At 34.3% G+C, this 21605-nt stretch carries 21 protein-coding genes; 13 read left to right on the plus strand and 8 right to left on the minus strand.

Annotated features, from left to right (window positions below; all coding sequences use genetic code 11):
• Nucleotides 1-17 precede the first annotated feature (17 nt).
• The 10 genes from ABD745_RS20700 (at nucleotide 18) to ABD745_RS20745 (ending at nucleotide 10648) form a co-directional block, all read left to right on the plus strand.
• Complete coding sequence (locus tag ABD745_RS20700) at nucleotides 18-1139, plus strand: alpha/beta hydrolase (protein WP_344834694.1); 1122 nt, start codon at nucleotides 18-20, stop codon at nucleotides 1137-1139.
• A 3-nt stretch (nucleotides 1140-1142) separates the two neighbouring features.
• Complete coding sequence (locus ABD745_RS20705; RefSeq protein ID WP_344834696.1) at nucleotides 1143-2558, plus strand: M17 family metallopeptidase; 1416 nt, start codon at nucleotides 1143-1145, stop codon at nucleotides 2556-2558.
• A gap of 140 nt (nucleotides 2559-2698) precedes the next feature.
• On the plus strand, nucleotides 2699-3910 hold the full coding sequence (locus ABD745_RS20710) for an ATP-grasp domain-containing protein (RefSeq protein ID WP_344834698.1): 1212 nt from the start codon (nucleotides 2699-2701) through the stop codon (nucleotides 3908-3910).
• Between the two features lie 5 nt (nucleotides 3911-3915).
• The gene (locus ABD745_RS20715; RefSeq protein WP_344834701.1) at nucleotides 3916-4194 is read left to right on the plus strand and encodes a hypothetical protein; all 279 of its coding nucleotides are present in this window, start codon (nucleotides 3916-3918) and stop codon (nucleotides 4192-4194) included.
• A 38-nt stretch (nucleotides 4195-4232) separates the two neighbouring features.
• Nucleotides 4233-4946 carry an alpha/beta hydrolase-fold protein gene (locus ABD745_RS20720; RefSeq protein ID WP_344834704.1) on the plus strand — a complete coding sequence of 238 codons (714 nt, stop codon included), beginning with the start codon at nucleotides 4233-4235 and terminating at the stop codon, nucleotides 4944-4946.
• Nucleotides 4947-4995: 49 nt separating this feature from the next.
• Nucleotides 4996-5949 (plus strand): ATP-grasp domain-containing protein, encoded by a 954-nt coding sequence (locus ABD745_RS20725; RefSeq protein WP_344834707.1) that lies wholly within the window; start codon nucleotides 4996-4998, stop codon nucleotides 5947-5949.
• 22 nt (nucleotides 5950-5971) lie between these two features.
• Nucleotides 5972-7090 (plus strand): carboxylate-amine ligase, encoded by a 1119-nt coding sequence (locus ABD745_RS20730; RefSeq protein WP_344834709.1) that lies wholly within the window; start codon nucleotides 5972-5974, stop codon nucleotides 7088-7090.
• 35 nt (nucleotides 7091-7125) lie between these two features.
• Nucleotides 7126-7959 (plus strand): type 1 glutamine amidotransferase, encoded by an 834-nt coding sequence (locus tag ABD745_RS20735; RefSeq protein WP_344834711.1) that lies wholly within the window; start codon nucleotides 7126-7128, stop codon nucleotides 7957-7959.
• 180 nt (nucleotides 7960-8139) lie between these two features.
• Nucleotides 8140-9324 (plus strand): hypothetical protein, encoded by a 1185-nt coding sequence (locus ABD745_RS20740; RefSeq protein ID WP_344834713.1) that lies wholly within the window; start codon nucleotides 8140-8142, stop codon nucleotides 9322-9324.
• Between the two features lie 310 nt (nucleotides 9325-9634).
• Nucleotides 9635-10648 carry a terpene synthase family protein gene (locus ABD745_RS20745; RefSeq protein WP_344834715.1) on the plus strand — a complete coding sequence of 338 codons (1014 nt, stop codon included), beginning with the start codon at nucleotides 9635-9637 and terminating at the stop codon, nucleotides 10646-10648.
• 85 nt (nucleotides 10649-10733) lie between these two features.
• Here the strand turns inward: ABD745_RS20745 and cphA are convergent, their stop codons facing one another.
• Nucleotides 10734-13361: a cyanophycin synthetase gene (gene cphA, locus ABD745_RS20750; protein WP_344834717.1), complete on the minus strand. Its 2628-nt coding sequence runs from the start codon at nucleotides 13359-13361 to the stop codon at nucleotides 10734-10736.
• A 202-nt stretch (nucleotides 13362-13563) separates the two neighbouring features.
• Between cphA and ABD745_RS20755 the strand changes: the two genes are divergently transcribed.
• The 3 genes from ABD745_RS20755 (at nucleotide 13564) to ABD745_RS20765 (ending at nucleotide 15762) form a co-directional block, all read left to right on the plus strand.
• A complete protein-coding gene (locus tag ABD745_RS20755; RefSeq protein WP_047402267.1) occupies nucleotides 13564-14451 on the plus strand; it encodes a cyanophycinase in 888 nt (295 codons plus the stop codon).
• Nucleotides 14452-14585: 134 nt separating this feature from the next.
• On the plus strand, nucleotides 14586-15428 hold the full coding sequence (locus ABD745_RS20760) for an isoaspartyl peptidase/L-asparaginase (protein ID WP_344834720.1): 843 nt from the start codon (nucleotides 14586-14588) through the stop codon (nucleotides 15426-15428).
• Nucleotides 15429-15525: 97 nt separating this feature from the next.
• The gene (locus ABD745_RS20765; protein WP_344834723.1) at nucleotides 15526-15762 is read left to right on the plus strand and encodes a YtxH domain-containing protein; all 237 of its coding nucleotides are present in this window, start codon (nucleotides 15526-15528) and stop codon (nucleotides 15760-15762) included.
• Between the two features lie 50 nt (nucleotides 15763-15812).
• On the opposite strand, the gene ABD745_RS20770 is transcribed toward ABD745_RS20765, so the two are convergent.
• From ABD745_RS20770 to ABD745_RS20800, 7 genes are all read right to left on the minus strand, one after another.
• Nucleotides 15813-16610, minus strand: a complete 798-nt coding sequence (locus ABD745_RS20770; protein WP_344834725.1) for a class I SAM-dependent methyltransferase — start codon at nucleotides 16608-16610, stop codon at nucleotides 15813-15815.
• A 46-nt stretch (nucleotides 16611-16656) separates the two neighbouring features.
• Entirely contained in the window at nucleotides 16657-17487 is an 831-nt protein-coding gene (locus ABD745_RS20775; protein ID WP_344834728.1) for a PH domain-containing protein, read from the minus strand.
• Between the two features lie 25 nt (nucleotides 17488-17512).
• Nucleotides 17513-18445, minus strand: coding sequence for an SHOCT domain-containing protein (locus ABD745_RS20780; protein ID WP_344834731.1), 933 nt, complete (start codon nucleotides 18443-18445; stop codon nucleotides 17513-17515).
• Nucleotides 18446-18531: 86 nt separating this feature from the next.
• Nucleotides 18532-19179 (minus strand): GNAT family N-acetyltransferase, encoded by a 648-nt coding sequence (locus tag ABD745_RS20785; protein ID WP_344834734.1) that lies wholly within the window; start codon nucleotides 19177-19179, stop codon nucleotides 18532-18534.
• Nucleotides 19180-19185: 6 nt separating this feature from the next.
• Nucleotides 19186-20553, minus strand: coding sequence for a histidine--tRNA ligase (gene hisS / locus ABD745_RS20790; protein WP_344834737.1), 1368 nt, complete (start codon nucleotides 20551-20553; stop codon nucleotides 19186-19188).
• Nucleotides 20554-20716: 163 nt separating this feature from the next.
• Entirely contained in the window at nucleotides 20717-21169 is a 453-nt protein-coding gene (locus ABD745_RS20795) for an HRDC domain-containing protein (RefSeq protein ID WP_344834740.1), read from the minus strand.
• 17 nt (nucleotides 21170-21186) lie between these two features.
• A complete protein-coding gene (locus ABD745_RS20800; protein WP_047402266.1) occupies nucleotides 21187-21519 on the minus strand; it encodes a single-stranded DNA-binding protein in 333 nt (110 codons plus the stop codon).
• Nucleotides 21520-21605: the final 86 nt, after the last annotated feature.

Genomic DNA, 21605 nt, shown 5'->3' on the forward strand with positions numbered 1-21605 from the left:
TTTATTAAACACCTCTGATGAGATTTGAACTTTATACTGAAGAAAGTGATGATAGAGCAATATACATTACCGGAAATTTCAACATTTGGAATCCGAAAGATTCCGGCTATCAACTTACAAAATTAGACGCTCAAAATTATTTCATTGAAATTAATGATCAGGTTTTACCAGATATTATTGAATACAAATTCACAAAAGGCGGCTGGGAAAACGTAGAACTCGACAAATACGGAAATATCACTCCAAACAGAAAAGTTCCCAAGTCTATAGGAAAAGTTTCTGATATCATTGAAAAGTGGAGACTGAATTGGGGACCTTTCAAAGACGAATACTTCCCGATTGCAGAAATTATTTCAGAAGAATTTTACATTCCTCAGCTTGAACGTTATCGAAAAGTCTGGGCACTTCTACCGTATGATTATTATGTTTCCAATAAAAGCTACCCTGTTTTATATCTTCAGGACGCTCAAAATCTTTTCAATGAAGGCAGTGGATATGGAAACTGGGAAATTGACAAAAAACTTTCAATTCTAGCAGAATACGGACGTGGAGATGTCATTGTAATTGCCGTAGAACATGGAAGCGAAGAAAGAATTAAGGAATATATTTTTGATAACGATAACATTGCAAACGGTTCGGAAGGAAAAAAATACATCCGTTTCATCACCGACACTCTAAAACCTTTTGTAGACGAACATTATCGCACAAAAAGAGACAGAGACAATACAGGAATCGGCGGAAGCTCTCTAGGTGCTTTAATCAGCATTTACAGTGGCTTTCTTTATCCTGAAGTCTATTCAAAATTATTGATTTTCTCTCCTTCACTTTGGGTTGAACCCAATAATAATTTCCCGATGATGAGTTTTCGGGTTCCTTTTAAAACTAAAATTTATTTGTACGGAGGCGGTCAGGAAGGTTCAAAAATGGTAAAAAGAATTCATGTTTTTGAAGAATATTTAAAACGTTGGGAAAAGAAAAATTTATTTGATTTTGAATTCAGAACAAGCATCAATCCTGAAGGAACCCATAGCGAATTTTACTGGTCGCAGGAGTTTCCAAGAGCAATCGAATGGCTTTACTATAACAATACAGAAAATCCGGTGGAAGTAAAACCACAGCAAAAAAGCATTAAAAATTAAATTATGAAATTAATCAACAAAAAAAATAAAAACTACACCCAGGTCTTTCATCTATTTACTGAAGAAGAATGGACGAAAACGGGTAAAAATTTCAATAAAAATATTCCCACTTTTTTCACAGGAAAAAAACATGAGATCTTTGTAAATGCTCATGAAGAAGGGATTACTTACTTTATCGGTTTAGGAAAGTCTACATTCCAAAATTTTGAAATCCAACAGGTTGCCAATAAATTTTCTCAAAGTCAAAAGAAGAATTTACAGGCAGTCCCGACTTTGATTTTAGCAGATTTTATGACTGAAAAACAATTCGAGGAATTTGTAAAAGGTCTTTTGATAGGAACTTACAACTACCCTTTCGAAAAAACGCATGCTTTCTGGAATACAAAATTTGAGCTGCATTTCGAAAATACAAGTCAGAAAAAATTAGATCATATCAGTAAGAGAGCTTTGGCTTTAAGCAATGGCCAAATCGCCTGTCAGGACTGGCTTAATAAACCTGCAAACCTCAAAAAACCTGACATTTTCAGTTTGTATCTTAAAAATTTAGCAAAGAAATACGACATAAAATATACGTCTTTCAACAGAAAAAAATGTGAGGAACTTGGTTTGGGTGCTTATCTTTCTGTAAATCAAGGAAGTGCTTATGATGCTGCTTTTACTATTTTGGAGTATAAAACTACCGTTAAAAATGCCAAAACTTTCGGATTGGTCGGAAAATGTGTTTTGTTTGACACGGGTGGAATTTCATTAAAAAATCCGGACAATATGCACTACATGAAATCCGATATGGGAGGTGCAACAGCTGTTTTGGGAACATTAATTTATGCTGCTGAAATGCAATTGCCTGTAAATATTGTTGCCATTTTACCAATTACCGATAATGCGATTTCTGAAAACGCTTTCCTTCCAAGTGACGTAATTACGGCTTATAACGGAAAAACTATCGAAGTTTTAAATACCGATGCAGAAGGCAGGATGATTTTGGCAGACGGACTTTCCTACATGGCAAAAAATTTCAAAACAGACTTCCTGATTGACCTTGCTACTTTAACGGGAAGCTCGGTGAGAATGTTCGGCGATACTTGCGGAGCTATGTTTTCGAATAATGAGGAATTAAAAAATATATTAATAAAAACCGGCGACAAAACCAATCAGAGAGTATGGAATTTACCACTTTGGGACGTTTGGAAAGACGATATCCAGTCTGATGTTGCAGATATGAAAAATATTTCAATGAAACCGATCGGAGACTGCATTGTTGCAGCAAAATTCCTGGAGCAATTCATCGAAAACCATCCAAAATGGGCACATCTGGATATTGCAGGTGTTGCTTTCGGAAGTGTTGGCTACGCAAAAGAAAAAGCAGCAACCGGTTTTGGAGTACAATTATTGGCAGATTTAATCGAAAATTATCACTAAAAATTAGTTTATTACAAAAATTCTCTGTATAATTGAAATAGGATTTTCAAAAGCGCATGATATTTTAATTTTTAACATTAAATAATCAATAAAAATTAGCTTTTATTTTTGAAAGTTCATCAAAAACTAAAAAACATTATATGGAGGAGAAAACAATAGTATGTATTTCGTGCTATTACAAGGGTTATGATTTCATGGATGAAATGAAAAGACTCGGTAATAAAATAATCTTAGTAACATCAGAAAATCTTAAAGAAAAAAACTGGCCGTGGCATGCAATAGATGAAACATTCTATATGCCTGAAGTAAAGCCATCTGTCTGGAATCTTGATCATCTTATTCAGGGGTTTTCACACCTGATGCAGACCAAAAAAGTAGACGCTGTAATTGCCTTAGACGACTACGACGTGGAAAAAGCTGCCCTGATAAGAGAAACTTTCCGAATTCCGGGAATGGGACAAACCACACATCGCTACTTCAGAGATAAGTTGGCTATGAGACAAAAAGCAAAAGATTCAGGAATCAATGTTCCCGAGTTTACTGCGGTTTTTAATAACGACGAGGTTAATCGTTTCGTTGAAAAAGTTCCTGCTCCATGGGTTTTAAAGCCCCGTTCAGAGGCTTCGGCTTCCGGGATAAAAAAACTTACTTCCAAAGATGATCTTTGGGATGCTTTAAATGCCCTTGGAGAAGAACGTCATTTATTTCTTCTTGAAAGCTTTAAACCTGGTGATGTTTATCATGTTGACAGTTTGACATTTAATAAAGAAATTGTTTTCACATCTGCATCAAAATATCTTGCCCCTCCAATGCAGGTATCCCATGAAGGTGGCGTTTTCAGAACAAAAACATTGGGAAGATATTCGGATGAATTTAAGGCTCTTGATGAAGCTAACTCAAAAGTTCTTTCCAATTTCGGATTAATGAACGGTGCAACTCATACGGAATTTATCAGAAGTAAAGACAATGGAAAATATTATTTTCTGGAAACTTCTTCACGAGTTGGAGGAGCACATATTCCCGATTTGGTTGAGGCTTCAAGTAATATTAACATCTGGAAAGAATGGGCAAAAATTGAAGATTCATTACTGAGAGGTAAAAACTATGAAGTTTCAAAACCTACAGGATATTATTCAGGTTTAATTATAGCTTTAATTAAAGATAAAGAACCTGATTACAATGAATTTGAATGTGAAGAAGCCGTAAAATTTTTACCGATTGATTATCATGTCGGAATTGTTTATAAATCAAATGATTCCACCATTGTTCAGGAAAGATTAGACAGAGCGGCAGAAAAAATTCATGCAGAAATGCTGAATATTCTTCCCCCGAAAGGCAAACCCACTTCATAATTTCAATGAACAGAGACATTAATATTAAAGAAATTATTGATTTTATAAAATTTAATTTAACTAAAGAATCTAATTTAATAAGTAATTTAGAACCAATTGAACCCGGAAAGTGGGAAAGCAAAGCTTATTATAAATTTGTTGATTCTACGAATGCAAATCAGCTTGGTTCAAGATGGCAGTTTAAAGAAAATATTGTTTTGGAACATCCAAAATTTAAAACGATTGTATTAGATATTTTTGAAAACGATCAATTAGGAGGAATTGAATTTATTAAATTCATATAATCTCAAGAGTATAATTTTAAACCCAAACAAGAAAAAAAATGCCGCAAATAGAGCATACAGATTTTTACTCACATATTTTAGGAATGAGCCTTAAAGTAGAAGTTACGGGACATTATGGTCATCCGATTATCATGTTTCCGACTTCACAAGGTCAATATACCCAAAACCATGATTTTCATTTGAATGGAAGCATCAATTGGTTTATAGAACAGGGAAAAGTAAAACTTTATAATATTCAGACCATTGATGCATGGAGCTTTTATGATGATAATATTTCGCCGCAACAAAGGATTAAAAATTACGAAAGATATGTTCAGTTCTTGATTCAGGAGTTTGTACCTTATATTCAAAAGATTCATAAAGTACATCGTGTGGCTTTTGCAGGAGCGAGCTTCGGAGGTTATCATGCTGCGAATTTTGCCTTTAGATTCCCGGATGTGGTTTCGCATCTTTTCTGTCTTTCGGGAGCTTTCAGTATCAGAAATTTTATGGATGGATATTCTGATGATTTGGTTTATTTTAACTGTCCGAGAGAATTTGTAAAAAACGATGAAGCATGGAAATACAAGCACATGCATATTGTTTTAAGCACATCAGATCAGGACATCTGTAAAGATAAAAACCTTGAAATGGCAGATATTTTAAGAGCGAAAGGAATTGATTTCTGGTATGACGAAAGAAAATGGATCAATCACGACTGGCCACTTTGGAGAATGGTTTTCCCGACATTTATCGGAGCATTTTTCTCCTAACAACTTAATTATAATAAAAAATCAAATAATAAAACAAAAACATACAATTATGGCAAAAAAAGTAGGAATTCTATTCGGTATGGAAGATACGTTTCCTTGGGCTTTTATCGATAAAGTAAATGAATTGGGAGGTGGAGAAATCATCGCTGAAGCAGTAAATATTGACAAATTAGAACAAGGCGCAGATTACGGGTATGCCGTGATTATCGACAGAATTTCACAGGATGTTCCTTTCTACAGAGCTTATCTTAAAAATGCAGCTCTAAATGGAACTTACGTAATCAACAACCCATTTTGGTGGAGTGCAGACGAAAAGTTTTTCAATAATGCATTAATGTCAAAACTGGGAATTCCACTTCCGAAAACAGTGTTGTTACCTTCTCATGAAAGACCGACAGATACTACAGAAACATCATTCAGAAATTTAAAATTTCCTCACGATTGGGAGTATATTTTCGAGTATGTAGGCTTCCCTGCTTACATGAAACCCCACGACGGAGGTGGCTGGAAAAGCGTTTACAGGGTAGAAAATCCAGAGGATCTTTGGAATAAACTGAGCGAAACAGAACAGTTGGTTATGATGGTTCAGGAAGAAATTGTTTTTGATGATTATTACAGAGTGTATTGCCTTGGACAAAAATATGTCCACATTATGCCTTATGAACCTAGAAATGCACATCATTTGAGATACGCAACAACTCACCAGACTCAAGGTGAAGAATTGGAAAAATTATTAAAAACAATTCACGATTACACCATTAAAATGAATGAAGCTCTTGGATATGATTTCAACACGGTTGAATTTGCTATCAGAGACGGAATTCCTTATGCAATTGATTTCTGTAATCCTGCTCCAGATGCAGACAGAAATTCTGTAGGTGAAGAAAATTTCGCATGGATTGTAGAACATTCTGCAAAATTAGCCATAGAAAAAGCTAAAGAATATGTTCCGGGAAAACCTAATATTTCTTGGGGAACTTTCGTGAAAGACTCTGTAAAATAAAAAATAAAAAACACGAAAAAAAATGCATCAATTTACTATTGGAATCGAAGAAGAATATCAAATCATTGATGTTGAAAGCAGAGATCTGATTTCTCATGTTTCGAAAATTATTGAAGGCGGAAAAGCTGTTTTAAGTGAAAATTTAAAACACGAGATGCACGAATCCATGATCGAAATGGAAACAGGAATCTGCCAGAACATTCAGGAAGCAAGAGCTGAACTGACGAATTTAAGAAGACATCTTATCAATACTGCTCATGAACAAGGTCTTCGCGTTTCAGGAGGCGGAACACATCCGTTTTCAAATTGGGAACATAATACGATTACAGACGGAGAGCGCTACAACAAAATCGTAGACGATATGGGTGATGTAGCGCGTGGAAACCTAATTTTCGGATTACACGTTCACATCGGAATCCCAAATCGTGAAGAAGGAGTGAGAATTCAGAATGTCATGCGTTATTTTCTTCCTCACGTTTATGCTTTGTCTACCAACTCTCCCTTCTGGATCGGGAGAAATACGGGGTTTAAATCTTACAGACAGGAAATTTTTGTAAAATTCCCAAGAACCGGAATTCCAAGTTATTTCAATTCTTTAGCGGAATTTGATAGTTATGTTGAACTGTTGGTTAAAACAGGAACGATTGATAATGCCAAGAAAATCTGGTGGGATCTAAGAGTTCATCCATTCTACCCTACGATTGAATTCAGAATCTGCGATATGCCTTTAAGAATTGACGAAACTGTTTGTATGGCAGCAATTATGCAGGCTTTGGTGGCTAAAATCTATAAGCTTCACCAGCAGAATTTAAGTTTCAGAAGTTACAGAAGACTATTATTAAATGAAAACAAATGGAGAGCTTCCAAAAGTGGAATCGAAGCCCATTTGATTGATTTCGGTAAAGAAGAGTCTGTTCCTTATCCTGATTTATTAAAAGAGCTTCTTGAGTTTATCGATGATGTTGTAGACGAATTAGGATGCAGAAAAGAAGTCGAGTACGCATGGAAAATTTTGGAGTACGGAACCGGAGCAGACAGACAGCTTCAGATCTTTAAAGAAACAGGAGATTTAACAAAAGTAGTAGATTACATGATCTCAGAAACAGAGTATGGCATAACACATAGCGAACATGCTTCATAATATTTTTGGTAACTTTGCAAGAAATATAATGTAGTATGAAAGATATTCGAATCGCTTTGCTGGATATGAATAACAACCATGTAAACCAAGGTTTTAGAAATATAAAAGAAATTTCTGAAGCATTTCAGCAGAGCACTGAGGAAAATGTAAGTATTAAAACTTTTGATGTAAGATTCAAAAATGAAATTCCGGATATTGAAGATTTTGACATATTCATTTCTTCAGGCGGCCCCGGAGATCCTCACAGAGAAGGACTAGAATGGGAAGATAAATTTGCGAAGTTTTTAGATGATATTTTTGAGCATAATAAATTTAGTAACGATAAAAAATTTCTATTCCTGATTTGTCATTCTTTCCAATTGGCAAGTATTCATTGGGAATTGGGTAATATCAATAAAAGAAAATCCTATTCTTTTGGGGTAATGCCGGTTCACAAAACAGAAGAAGGCGAGCAGGAATTTTTATTAAAAAACCTTTCGAATCCTTTTTACGCCGTAGATTCAAGAGCTTATCAATTTATTGAGCCTAATCATGAGCGTTTTGAAGAATTAGGAATGAAAATCGTTGCCATTGAAAAATTCCGTCCTCATATCAATCTGGAAAGAGCGGTAATGGCGATCCGTTTTTCAGAAGAAATTTTTGGAACTCAGTTTCATCCTGAAGCTAATCCTGCAGGCATGATTGAAAACCTGAAAGACGAGAAAAATAAAGAAGCTATGATCGAGAATTTCGGAATGGAAAAATATCTTGAAACAATTGACAGAATGGATGATGAAGACAAAATCATTCTGACACAGGCTCAGATTCTTCCAAGATTCTTACAGTTTGCAAAAAAAAACGTTTTGAAGCAGATTGAAGTAACAGCTTAGATTGATACAGATGCTTCGACAAGCTCAGGATGATATTTCTAATATTGACTATTTTATTAGACTTAAATTTGTAGCGATGTCATGCTGAGCCCCTGTCGAAGCATCTTAAAATATAAAATTATTTATAAAGAAAATCGGGCAAAAATTGTCCGATTTTTTAAATCACAAAAGAATAAGAATATGATTCCAAAATATAGAAAGCAGTTTAATCAGGAGTTTTCACAGGAAAAATACAATCAGTTTAAAGAAATTTTAAAACAAAAAAGCGGTTTAGAACCTGCATTCAGAATTTCCGAAAGTCCATTATTTCTGACCAAAGAATTTGAATCTAAATTAATTGATGCCAGTGAAAGTATTATTGATCAGATCAAAGCTCTGCCCGAAGAAATATTACAAAAAGCTATTCCTGATAATTGCAGAGTTCCCAATGATACCAAACAACCCCATTTTTTCACCATAGATTTTGGAATCTGCAAAAGCGAGAATGGAGAAATTGAACCTCAATTAATTGAACTTCAGGCATTTCCTTCATTGTATGCCTTTCAAAAAGTTTTTGAAGATACATTTTGCGAAGTTTATCCTTTTCTTTCTGAGATTAGAAATAAAATGCCTTATGAAGAATTTAAAAATTATATGAAGGATTTAATTCTTGGCAATGAAAATCCTGAAAATGTAATTCTTCTTGAAATTTATCCTGAAAAGCAAAAAACCGCAATCGATTTTGTTTTAACTGAAAAACTATTGGGGATAAAAACCGTTTGCTTAACTAAAATAAAGAAAGAAGGTAAAAAATTATTCTACGAAAACGATGATAAATTAGTTGAAATCAAAAGGATTTACAATAGAGTAATTTTTGATGAATTAGACAGAATTCCTGACCTGAAAACCGAATTTGATTTCCGTGAAGATATTTATGTAACCTGGGTTACGCATCCAAACTGGTTCTTTAAAATTTCTAAATTTTTATTGCCACTTTTACAACATCAGTTTGTCCCAAAAAGTTATTTTTTACATGAATTTCCGAAAAATGAGAAGCTTGAAAATTTTGTTTTGAAACCTTTATTTTCGTTTGCAGGAAGTGGAGTTAATTTAAATCCAACAAAAGAAATAACCGACGCTATTGATGATAAAGAAAATTATATTTTACAAAGGAAAGTAACCTACGAACCGATTTTTGAAGATATCAACGGTGAATTTTCAAAAGCAGAAATTCGTTTATTATATATTTGGAGAGAAAATGACGAGCGGCCTATCCTATTGGAAAATCTTGGAAGAATGACGAAAGCCGCAATGGTAAACGTAGATTTCAACAAAAAAGATGCAATTTGGATTGGGAGTTCTAATGCGTTTTTTGGAGAAGAATAATTTAAAAAAATATATTAATGCTTCGACAGGCTCAGCATAACATTGCTACAAAAAAAACTTTTATAATTAGCCCATTAGTATTAGGTATGTCATGCCAAGCCTGTCAAAGCATCTAAAAATATAAAACAACGCCTTCGAAATTATCGAGGGTTTTTCATTTTTAAATTTCTAATTATTCCCTGTTGTTTTTATACCACATACACAAAATAAAATTTTGATTATCAATATTTTAAAAATTCACAATAATTTGATTTATTTACAGTATTTTTTTTTATTTTTAACATAAGCTTTTAATCACAAAACAAATACTATGAAAACAACAATTTCAAATGACGAATTTTATGCTGGTTTGCAGCAACTTCCAAAACCCCAGTATCCCTTTCCTGATTTTATTCACTCCGATTTCCAACAACAGCGACAAGAATATTACGACTGGATAGACAGGGAATATGTTTTTCACAGCAAAGAAGCCCGTGAAAAGCACAAGAAGCATAATCTAGTTGATATTGCATCGAGGGGCTGTCCTTTTTTAAAAACCCTTGCAGAATTGCGTCCGCTAGCAAGTTATGCCGCTAATGGTGCTATGATGGATGACTATTGGGATCGTTGTTCATATAAAGAAATGGACGAAATATGCAATCGTATTATGACATTACTTACTGGTGACGAATCTAATGAGCCTACCGATAATGGTATATTTCATCAATTTTGGGTATTAAGACAGGATTGTATAAAATGCGAAATGCCTGAGCGATTATATAAAAAATTCATAAAAACAATACATGATGTTCTTATCGGATATTCGTATGAAAGGGTTTATTACAGAGCGAATGCTATTCCGCCTCTACCTGTTTATCTTCTTATTCGGGAAGCCACTAGCGGGGCACATCCTTTTTGTCAATATGTAGCCATGCAGAAAGAATATCGCCAATTTCCCGATGAGATATTAGAACACCCACATATTAAACGTTTCCATACGCTCGCTGCCATGATGATAGGCATCCACAATGATATTATTTCCTTACCTAAAGAACTTCACAGGGAAGAGGATACCATGAATCTTGTAAAAGTATTGCAACAGGAGCACAAAATATCCACAACAGAGGCCTATATGAAAGCACTTGAGCTTCATGATGATTATTTAAAAGAATTTTTAGTATTACAGGAACATTTGCCGCCATTTGATAAATGGCAGGATATGGTCTATAATTATGTGCAGGATCTAGGTATCATGATAGCTGGAGTTTATGCATGGCACACAAATGACACAACTCGCTACGTCAACGGCGGGTATGTAGATGGTGAATATATCAGTCAGGGCTAAAACAATAAATAGAAAATCCCTGAAATTAGATTAAAAAAGCACCTAGTTTCAGGGATTTCTATTATTTTTAAATGTATATTAAGGCTTAAATCTTGTCATCCTCAAGCAATTCTCTTGCCTGATATTCCTGTACAAGATCAATAGCATTGGAAATAACATCGCTTAGAGCCGTGATAAAAGTCCCTTCTTCTGCCATTCCCATTGCGTGTTTCAAAGCATCAATTTCTTTAGGAATAGTTTCATAGCTTACATCTTTTCCGGCTTCATTAATTCCGTCTATAATTAATCCGTTAATCTCTTCTTCAGTTCTACCACGAAGATGTTTTTCATTTCTAATGATGATATAATCAAACATTCTGCCTGCGATTTTTCCGCATAATTTGATATCTTCATCTCTTCTGTCTCCAACCCCGGAAATGATTCCGATTTTCTTCGTAGATTCTACATTTTTAAGATAATCTTCAATCGCTTCGTACCCTGCAGGATTATGAGCGAAATCAATTAGTACTTTGAAATTTTTAAATTTAAAAACATTCAGTCTTCCTGGAGTAAGCTGTGCGCTCGGAAGAAAAGTTCTTAAAGAATTTGAAATATCTTCAATTCCAAAACCTTGCAGATAACTTGCCAAACTTGCCGCTAAAACATTTTCAATCATGAATTTAGCTTTACCTTCCATTGTGATCGGGAAATCTTTAGCTTTACCGATTCTTATCTTCCAGTCCCCTTTTTTAATGGTTACAAAACCTTCTTCATAAATGCAGGTAATTTTTCCTTCTTTTGCAAATTTCTTAATGTGCTTATTATTTTCATCCATACTGAAAATCGCCACATTGCAGTGAAGATCATTAACAATTCGCATAGAATATTCATCATCCGCATTCATTACGCTCCATCCGTTCTTTTTTACACTGTCAAGAACTACTCTTTTTACTTTGGTAAGATCTTTCAGATTGTGAATATCATTCAGTCCTAAATGATCCTCTTTAATATTCGTTAAAACACCAATATCACATTGAGAAAAACCTAATCCTGAACGTAGAATTCCTCCTCTTGCTGTTTCCAGAACGGCAAATTCTACGGTTGGATCTTTTAGTATAAATTCAGCTGAAAGAGGTCCCGTTGTATCTCCTTTCGTCAGCATCGTATTTTGAATATAGATTCCGTCCGAAGTAGTGAAACCTACTCTATAACCGTTACTTTTAACGATATGTGAAATTAATCTTGTTGTTGTTGTTTTTCCGTTTGTTCCTGTTACAGCAATGATCGGAATGGTAAAAGGTTTTCCCTGCGGATACAACATATCTACCACCGGAGCCGCAACGTTTCTTGGTAATCCTTCACTTGGAGCCAGGTGCATTCTGAATCCCGGAGCAGCATTCACTTCAATGATAGCACCACCACTTTCTTTTAAAGGCTGGGTAAGGTTTTCTGCCATAATATCGATTCCGCAGACATCAAGACCAATGATTTTTGAAATCCTTTCCGCCATGGTAATATTTTCCGGGTGAACCATGTCTGTTACGTCAATTGAAGTTCCTCCTGTTGAAAGATTTGCCGTTGATTTCAAATAAACAACTTCTCCTTTGTGCGGAACAGTTTCAAGTGTATATTGAAGTTTCTCAAGAAGTTCTGTGGTATCTTTATCTACTTCAATCTCGGTTAAGACATTTTCGTGACCGTATCCTCTTCTCGGATCTTTATTTTCTTTTTCAATTAATTGCTGAAGATTATGTTCACCGTCACCTACAACATGAGCAGGAACTCTTCTTGCTGCTGCAACCATTTTATTATTAATAACCAAAACACGGAAATCATATCCCGTAATATATTTTTCAACAATTACCTTTTTGGAGTATTTCTGTGCGTGCTCTAATCCTATTTTTGCAGCTTCCCAATCATTAACGTTAATTGAAGAACCTTTTCCGTGATTTCCATCTAGGGGCTTAATTACAACAGGGTAATTTATTTTTCTGATTACACTGCCTAAACCTTCTTCATCTACGATCAAATCTCCTATCGGAACAGGAATCGCGGCATCATGAAGCATTCTTTTTGTTAACTCTTTATTACATGCAATATCTACGGCAATTGAGCTGGTTTTCCCTGTAATAGTCGCCTGAAATCTTTGTTGATTAACACCGTAACCAAGCTGTACCAAAGAGTTTGTACCCAAACGAATCCAAGGAATTCTTCTGGAAACCGCTTCTTCAACAATACTTCCCGTTGAAGGACCAAGACGAACCCTTTCTCTGATTTCTTTTAATCTATGAATACAGGCATTTAAGTCATATTCTTCTCCTTTAATTAAAGTTTCTGCAATTTTTACCGCTTCTTCCGCTGCATAAATTCCCGCATTTTCTTCGATATAATTAAATACTACATTATAAATTCCCGGAGTTTTTGTTTCGCGTGTTCTTCCGAAACCAACATCCATTCCCGCCAAAGTCTGGATTTCTAAAGCGATATGTTCAATAACGTGCCCCATCCACGTTCCTGTTTCTATGCGGTGGAAAAAACCGCCTTCAACCCCTTCGGAACATCTGTGAGTATACAAAGATGGAATCAGTTTTTCTATCCTTTCGCGGAAGCCTTCAATTTTGTTGGTAGGGAAATTTTCCATTTCTTCGAGATCCAACCTCATCTGTATCAGCTTCTTTCTTCTGATACTCCAAATATTTGGACCACGCAGCGCCTGTATCTTCTCAATTTTCATAATCTATTTGCATTTTTAATAGTTAACAATAACTCCATTTAAAATCAAAGATAATGTAAAAGCCTAAAAAAAACTATACCACAGTTAAACATTTATTAAAAAATAGAGAAAATTTATTAACAATTCTAAAATCCTCACAATCAATTAAAATGTGGTAGGAATTTCGTCAAATGTTAATTATTTTTTAAATTTGCACTCTATGATGAAACCCGTTGGAAAATTAATTGTTATCGGAGGCGCTGTAAACAAGGGCAGTTTTGCTGAAACCGATTTTGATCAGAACATAGAGAAAAACCTTAATTTCTTTGAAAGAGGCATTCTTCGAAAGATCATCAATGAATCAAAACTTAAAGAAGATTCCGTTATTGAAATTGTAACGACAGCTTCACAAATACCTCAAATTGTAGGATCAGAATATAAAAAAGCATTTGAATTCTTAGGTGCTAAAAATGTAAATATACTTGATGTTCATAATCGTGAGGAAGCTAATTCTGATGCTATTGTAGCCAGAGCAAACGCTGCAGATGTTGTCATGTTCACAGGAGGAGATCAGTTAAGATTAACTTCAATTCTTGGCGGAACAAGATTTCACGACACAATTTTACTAAAATATCAGGAGCAGGATTTTATCTATTCCGGAACTTCTGCCGGAGCTGCTGCTGCTTCTGAAAATATGATTTATCAGGGAAGCAGTTCTGAAGCTTTGCTGAAAGGTGAAATAAAAACTACGCAAGGTTTAGGACTTATTGACAATGTCATTATTGATACCCATTTTGTACAAAGAGGAAGAATCGGAAGACTTTTCCAGGCTGTGGTAAACAATCCGAGAACTTTGGGAATCGGTTTGGGAGAAGATACTGGTCTTTTTATTCATAATGATGTAATGACCGCGGTTGGTTCCGGACTTGTAATTTTGGTGGACGGAAGATTTATTAAAGACACCAATCTTACGAACATTAATCTAGGAGAGCCTATTTCTATTGATAATTTAACGGTTCACGTAATGTCGATGAATGATCATTATGATTTGACGACGAAAACATTAACGATCGAAAATTCTCAGTTTAATCCGATTCCGCAAGACAGATAATTCAAGCGAGATGAGTTATGAATAATAAATGATGAGTTGTAAGACACAAGTAGAATTGTAGATTTCAACTCAAATTTTCATTTTACTAAAATTCATAATTATCAATCACTTATAATTTTATAACTTTCAAAATTATGAAACTAATCATCCACGGCGGATTTTTCTCGGAAAGCGATCAGAGCCACGAAATAAAAGTTGCCAAACAGGAATCTTTAAAAAATATAGCTCAAAAGGCTTTTGAATATCTTCAATCACATTCTGCGTTTGATACAGTTGCTTATGCTGTTTCTTTGCTGGAAGATGATGAATTGTACAATGCCGGAATCGGCTCACAAATTCAAAGTGATGGCGTAATCCGGATGAGTGCCGCCATTATGAACGGTGAAACTCAGAAACTAAGCGGTGTAATCAATATTCAGAATGTAAAAAACCCGATTTTTGTTGCTAAAGATTTAATCAATGAGGACGACAGAGTTTTAGGAGGAAATGGTGCAAAAATCTATGCTAATGAAAACGGTTTCGAAAATTTTTCAACTGAAATTCCTCAAAGAAGAAAAGAATACGAAGCTAAACTGCAAAACGGCGGAAAAGGAACTGTTGGTTGTGTTGCCATCGATAAAGACGGAAGATTAGCCGTTGCCACTTCAACAGGAGGAAAAGGTTTTGAAATTCCGGGAAGGATTTCAGATTCTGCCACTGTTGCCGGAAATTATGCCAATTCTTTCTGCGCTGTAAGCTGTACAGGAGTTGGTGAAGATATTGTAAGCAATGCGACTGCAACAAAAATCGTAACAAGAGTTACCGACGGAATGTCGTTGGAAAATGCTTTCACAAAAACTTTTGAAGAATTAAAAACAATTGACGGGTTTGCAGGTGCGATTGCCATTGACAAAAACGGAAATATTTATCATCAGGATTCTTATCCTACGATGGTTTATGCAAGTTTTGATGGTGAGAATTTTGAAGTTTTCAATTAATTTTAACATTATTTTATCATTCCATTTAATTTTTTGGCACACATTTTACATGATTACTAATATCAAACTTTAATATTAACATTAAAAAATAGAAATCATGGGAAATAAGACAAAAGGCCTTTTAGCATTAGTAGGTTTAGGAGCATTGGCATATTGGAAATATAAAAATTCAAGTGCTGAAGAACAACAGGCTGTAAAAGATAAAATTAATAATGCAAAAGATAACCTAAACAAATGGGGAAATGATCTGAAGGATAAAGCTAATAACGTTGCTTCTCAGGTTCAGGATAAAGTAGATGAAGTGAAGAATAAAGCACAGGAAACTGTAAACTAAAATTAGTTTATTTAACATTCATATATACAGAAAGTCATCGTAATTCAGAACTACGATGACTTTTTTTGTGCTTCGATGGCAAAAACCAACGGTATTTTGTTTCCGAATTGAGAAATTCTCCATTTTCCTTTTTCAAATTCATCAACATGCCTGAAACATGGATAAGGTGACCAATCGAATTCTTTAAAATTTTCTATCTGAAGATCATTTTCAATTAAATTTTGAAGTACCTCAGCCAAAGAATGATTCCACATTACATAATCCTGTACAATGTCTGCAGATTGATCGGCGTAAGTTCCTTCATAGGTTTCGATAATTGGTTTTTCATTGAAATAATTGTATTTCACCCCTTCAAAATCGTCATCAAACATCCATACAACAGGGTGAAATTCTGCCATTACAAATTTCCCGTCCGGTTTTAGAAAATGATTGATAATTTCTGCCCATTTACTCAAATCCGGAAGCCAGCCAATTGTTCCGTAGCTTGTAAAAACAATATCAAATTTTTGATTCAAAACACTCGGTAGATTATATAAATCCGTGCAAATGAATTCTGTGTCTGTACCCACTTTCTGAGCTAAATCTTTTGCTGTTTCAATCGCTTTATCAGATAAATCAATTCCGGTAACTTTTGCTCCCATTCTCGATAACGAGATTGAATCCTGACCAAAATGACACTGCAAATGAAGAATCTTTTTGTCTTTTATATCTCCTAAAAGTTCGAGCTCAATTGAATTTAATGAATTTCTGCCCATCAAAAATTCATCCACAAAATAAAAATCTGACTTTAAATGCGGTTCTACTTTGGCATTCCAGGAGTTTTTGTTGATTTCTAAATAATTTTCCATTGGTTTTTAGCTTTATAATCTTAATATTTATATCATTGGTTCCGGTTTATAATTTTTCTAAAAGCTTCTTCTTCTGTACTGCAAATTCTTCTTCGGTTAAAATTCCGCCTTCTCTCAACTGAGCCAATTTTTCCAGTTGTTTAAAAACGGCTTCTGATGAAATGGCCTTCACTTCATCCGATTGTTTTTGATACTTTTCCTTATTGTAGATTTTTTTGATAAAATTATAGAAGTCTTCAGCATAATCTTTATTCAGAAAAGATTCAAATTCAACAATCTTATCGTTTGTATGGATTTTAATAATTGGCGACAAAAAGCTTTTCACAAAACTTACTTCAAGAATATTTTCATTAAGATATTCATTGACTTTTGCCGGAGAAAACATTGCTTTAGAAACAGAAATGATCCTTTTTGGAGTGACCAGTAAGATTCCCGCATCTACGGTTTTTGAAAACTGAGCATCTGTAATTGCTAAAATTACTTCATCTGGTGCAAGAATATGCGGCAGTTCTTTGATCTCTCCTTTCGCAAACATGGAAAGATTTGCTTTTAGCTGATCCAGCTGTTGTTTTATTTCTTTCAGCCTTTTTTTGTAAAGATCTTTAGATAATAAACCTTGCTCAGAGTTTGTGATTACAGATAAATTTTCATTTGGAATTTCTTCTGTTCCTTCCTTATCTATTTTACCATCTTGTATTAAGGTTTTAATATCATTAATATTGAAATTATGCAGATCATAAAGCAATTCCTGATTGATATTACTGGCTTTTTCCAGACATTGATTACAAAGAATATTGTCGTCTGAAAGCTTATTTTCGCCCAATATTGTATCTAGCGAAGTCAATTTATTTCCGCATAATCCGCAATGATCGTTCATGTTTTTTATGTTTTTAATTGAAAATTTAAAGTCTTTCCAATAATTTTTTCTTCTGTTCTGCAAATTCTTCTTCGGTTAAAACTCCCATTTCTCTTAACTTTCCAAGCTTTTCCAGTTGTTCGAAAATAACTTCCGTCGACTCTTTATTTACATGAGATGAACTTGATGGAGCCGGTTTTGGAGCACTTTGCTGAAATGGCGATTCTGAAGTCGGCAGATTATAAAGATTGAAAGACGAAGCCTGAATTTGTTGTTGCTGTTGTTGTTGTGGAGATTGTTTTACAGAACCGTTGAGGTAAGAATTTACGGCATTCAAAAATGTTCTGCCGTCGCTTTTTGTATGCAGCTTAAATTCTGCTGCCCCACCATTTTTCGTCAATATTTTAAGTGATGAATACAAAAGATTTTCAATATGATCTATTGATCTGATATTTTGATGAAAATATTCATCTTTTTGTACGTTTCCAAAGAATTTTTTATCAATAAAAACAACTCTTTTCTGTGTCGAAAAAATAAGACCTTCCACTTTTCCGGGAACTGTTAAACCTTCAGCAACGGCAATCAATTTCTCATCCCTATCTAAAACATTCGCTAATTCCTTCACTTCATCATTCACAAAAATACTCAGTCTCGCATTGAGAGCCACGATCTGATCTTTGATTTCGTCAAGTCTTGTCACGGCACCTCCGAATCCAAAACTCTGATTTACATTATTTTGAACATCAGAAACCTGCGAAGTCACAGGGTTTTCTGATTCACCGATTTTCCCCTGAAGAATAATTCCTCTGATTTCGGGAAGAAAAAACTGATTAAGATTATTAACAATATCTTTATTAATATTTGTAGCCTGATTCAGGCATTTATTGCACAAAATATGACCGTCTGCCAATTTATTTTCTCCCAAAACAGTATCCATAGCCGTTAATGGTGTTCCGCACAACCCACAAATGTTATTCATCTGGTTTTAAGTTTATCGTTTTTAAAATAATTTATGAACCTAAATTACTATTTTCTTCAAATATAATTTAATTCAACCTAAAAATTTTAAGTTTCAGAAGGAATTACGATTGAAGTATAAAGGCTGTAAAGCTCCCAATCCAATGATTCGTACAACGATTTACCTTCTTCTGTCGCAACTAAAAAATTCTGGGAAACTCCTTTTGATAAAGCAATCTGTTCAAGTTGTTTCATTAAAAAAGTGGCAAGTCCTTTTCTTTTGTGATTATTTTCGGTCGAAATCCTGTCATAAATGGCAAGTTTTTCCACAATGACAACCCTGCCTGTTGAAGCAAGTTCATTATTTTTAGTCATAATTCTAACGACAAATGTTGAGTTATAACTTTCAAATTCTAATTTATAATCGTCATGAAGCTCAATATCGGGAATTTTCATCCGATGAAAACAAGACATCATATAGCCTTGTGGCTGGATTTGCCATCTTTCAGGGATCTTATCTTTAAAATCGTCGAAAGGCACACAAATTTTCAGAAAAACCCAGGGTTCATCAATTGATTCTGCCAATTGTAGAAAGTCTTCGTTCAGTTCAGAAAAAACATAGCGGATTTTCTGTTTTTCATCTCCAACTTTTACTTTAAAACCTGATCTGTATTGAAAAGGCAAAGGCAGATCTCTTGATAAAGACCAGCCTTTTAACCATTTTTCTATTATATCTTTGGAAATTTCTTTTTTCAACGTTGATTATCCTAAAAATTCCTCTAAAGAAACCGTTTTCTGTTCTCCGGCTTCAAGATCTTTATAGGTAACGTTTCCGTTTTTAATCTCTTCTTCACCTAAGAAAACAAGATTTTTTATGCCTTTCTTTTCTGCGTAAGTGAATTGTTTTCCGATTTTTGCAGCTTCAGGATATATCTCTGCAGAAATTCCTTTTCCTCTTAATTGTCTGATTAATTTTAAAGCTTCCAAAGTTTCGTTTCCTCCAAAGTTGGCGAATAAATATTCGATTTTTGTTGTTGCTTCTTCAGGGAAAAGCCCGAGTTCTTCCATCACCAGATAAATTCTGTCGAGACCGAAAGAGATCCCGATTCCCGGAATATTTTTCACTCCGAAAACTTCCGTAAGATTATCATATCTTCCGCCGCCGCCGATAGAACCCATCTGAACTTCATCAGCTTTCACCTCAAAAATCGCTCCGGTATAATAATCCAAACCTCTTGCCAACGTAATATCAAAAATAAGGTTCTGAATATCAACACCAAGACTTAGAGATTGCGTAATCACAGTTTCCAATTCTTCAACACCTTTTAAGCCTATTTCATTTCCTGCAAATTTTTCTTTTAACTGAAGAAGATTTTCCAACGCATCATTGGATTGTGTGAATAAGAAATCAAGTTTATCGATTGATTCCTGAGAAATACCTCTTTCCAATAATTCTTTTACAACACCTTCTTTCCCTATTTTGTCTAATTTATCAAGAGCAACTGTAAAATCGATTAATTTATCTGTAATTCCTGCAAATTCTGCTAAACCGGAAAGAATTTTTCTGTTATTAATATGAATTGTCACAGAAACACCAAGCTCTGCAAATGATTTTAAATATAACTGAACCAAATCTACTTCCTGCAAAAGACTTTCGCTTCCCACAACATCTGCATCACATTGGTAAAATTCTCTGAATCTTCCCTTTTGAGGACGATCTGCTCTCCAAACCGGTTGAATTTGGTAACGTTTAAAAGGGAAAGTCAATTGATTATGATTCATCGCCACAAATCTTGCAAAAGGCACGGTAAGGTCGTAACGAAGGGCTTTATCAGTTATATTTTCTGAGCTAAAAGGTTTGTCTAATGCTTTTTGAAAATCAAGAAGCATCGTATTTTTTTTATCCTCTTTCGCTTCATTAATACTTGAATTCAAAATCTTAAAAATCAAGCGATCCCCTTCTTCTCCGTATTTCCCTGTCAATGTCGAAAGATTTTCAAAGCTCGGCGTTTCCAATGGCTGGAATCCGAATAATTCGAAGTTTTTTTGTAAAATATTGATAATAAATCTTCTTCTTGCAACTTCCAATGCCGTAAAATCTCTCGTCCCTTTTGCTAAACCTGGTTTCATTTTATAATAGATAAATAATGATTAATATTCATAAGTATTGCAAAAATAAGGAATTGAAAGGACTTTTAAGCTAAACAAAAAAAGCAGGAGAAAAAGATATTATTCCCCGGCTTTCATTATAATCATAATATTTCCATCATTTGTGTTTCTTATTATTGAAAAATCAGATGCTTTCTAAAATTTCCAGAATTTCTTCACCGTAATTTTCTATTTTGTGTTTTCCAAAACCTTTAATGTCGAGCAATTCTTCTTTCTTGGCAGGTTTGTATTTGGCGACAGACATCAGTTCTTTATTGGTTGCAATAAAATAAGAGGGCAAATTCTGTTCTCTAGCTTTCTCTGATCTCCAATATTTTAAGGCTTCAAGAATTTTTTCTTCGTCAGAATTCAACTCATCATTTTCTACAGAATATTTTGTTGGTTTTGATTCTTTTACGATTTGCCGAATAATTTTCAATTCATCAAAATACAAAACTACAGACCAATAATCTTCATCATTTACAAAAGCTGTTTCTACCTTTATAATTTCATGAGATTCTAAAAAAGCATCTAATGTTTTCTGATCTTCATGAAGAAATTCTTCCGGCAATCTTATTTTAAAAACTTTTACTTTCATGATTCCAGTTTTTTGTTTTATTTACTTCCTAAAAGCAGAATTTCATCTACCCGAATTTCCGTGATATACCTTTTTACTCCATCTTTATCGTCGTAAGATCTGTATGTGAGTTTTCCTTCCACAGCAATCTCTTTTCCTTTCGGAACATATTTCTGGAAAATTTCGGCAGTCTTTCCGAATGCAACTAAATTGTGCCATTGCGTTTCCTCTACTTTCTCACCTTTTGCATTCGTGTAGTGATCAGAAGTAGCCAGAGATACACTTGCTTTTACATTTCCGTTTTCAAAACTTATCATTTCAACTTCTTTACCTGTGTGACCGATAAGTGTTACTTGATTTCTTAGTGACATAACTTTTAAATTTTAGGATTAATAATCAGATAAGAGACGCTCACTGTCTTTCTCAAATCTCTGTTGCAAAGATTGCGGAAATGAAA

Origin of the sequence: Chryseobacterium ginsenosidimutans, assembly GCF_039536845.1 — a bacterium.
Classification (GTDB): domain Bacteria; phylum Bacteroidota; class Bacteroidia; order Flavobacteriales; family Weeksellaceae; genus Chryseobacterium; species Chryseobacterium ginsenosidimutans_B.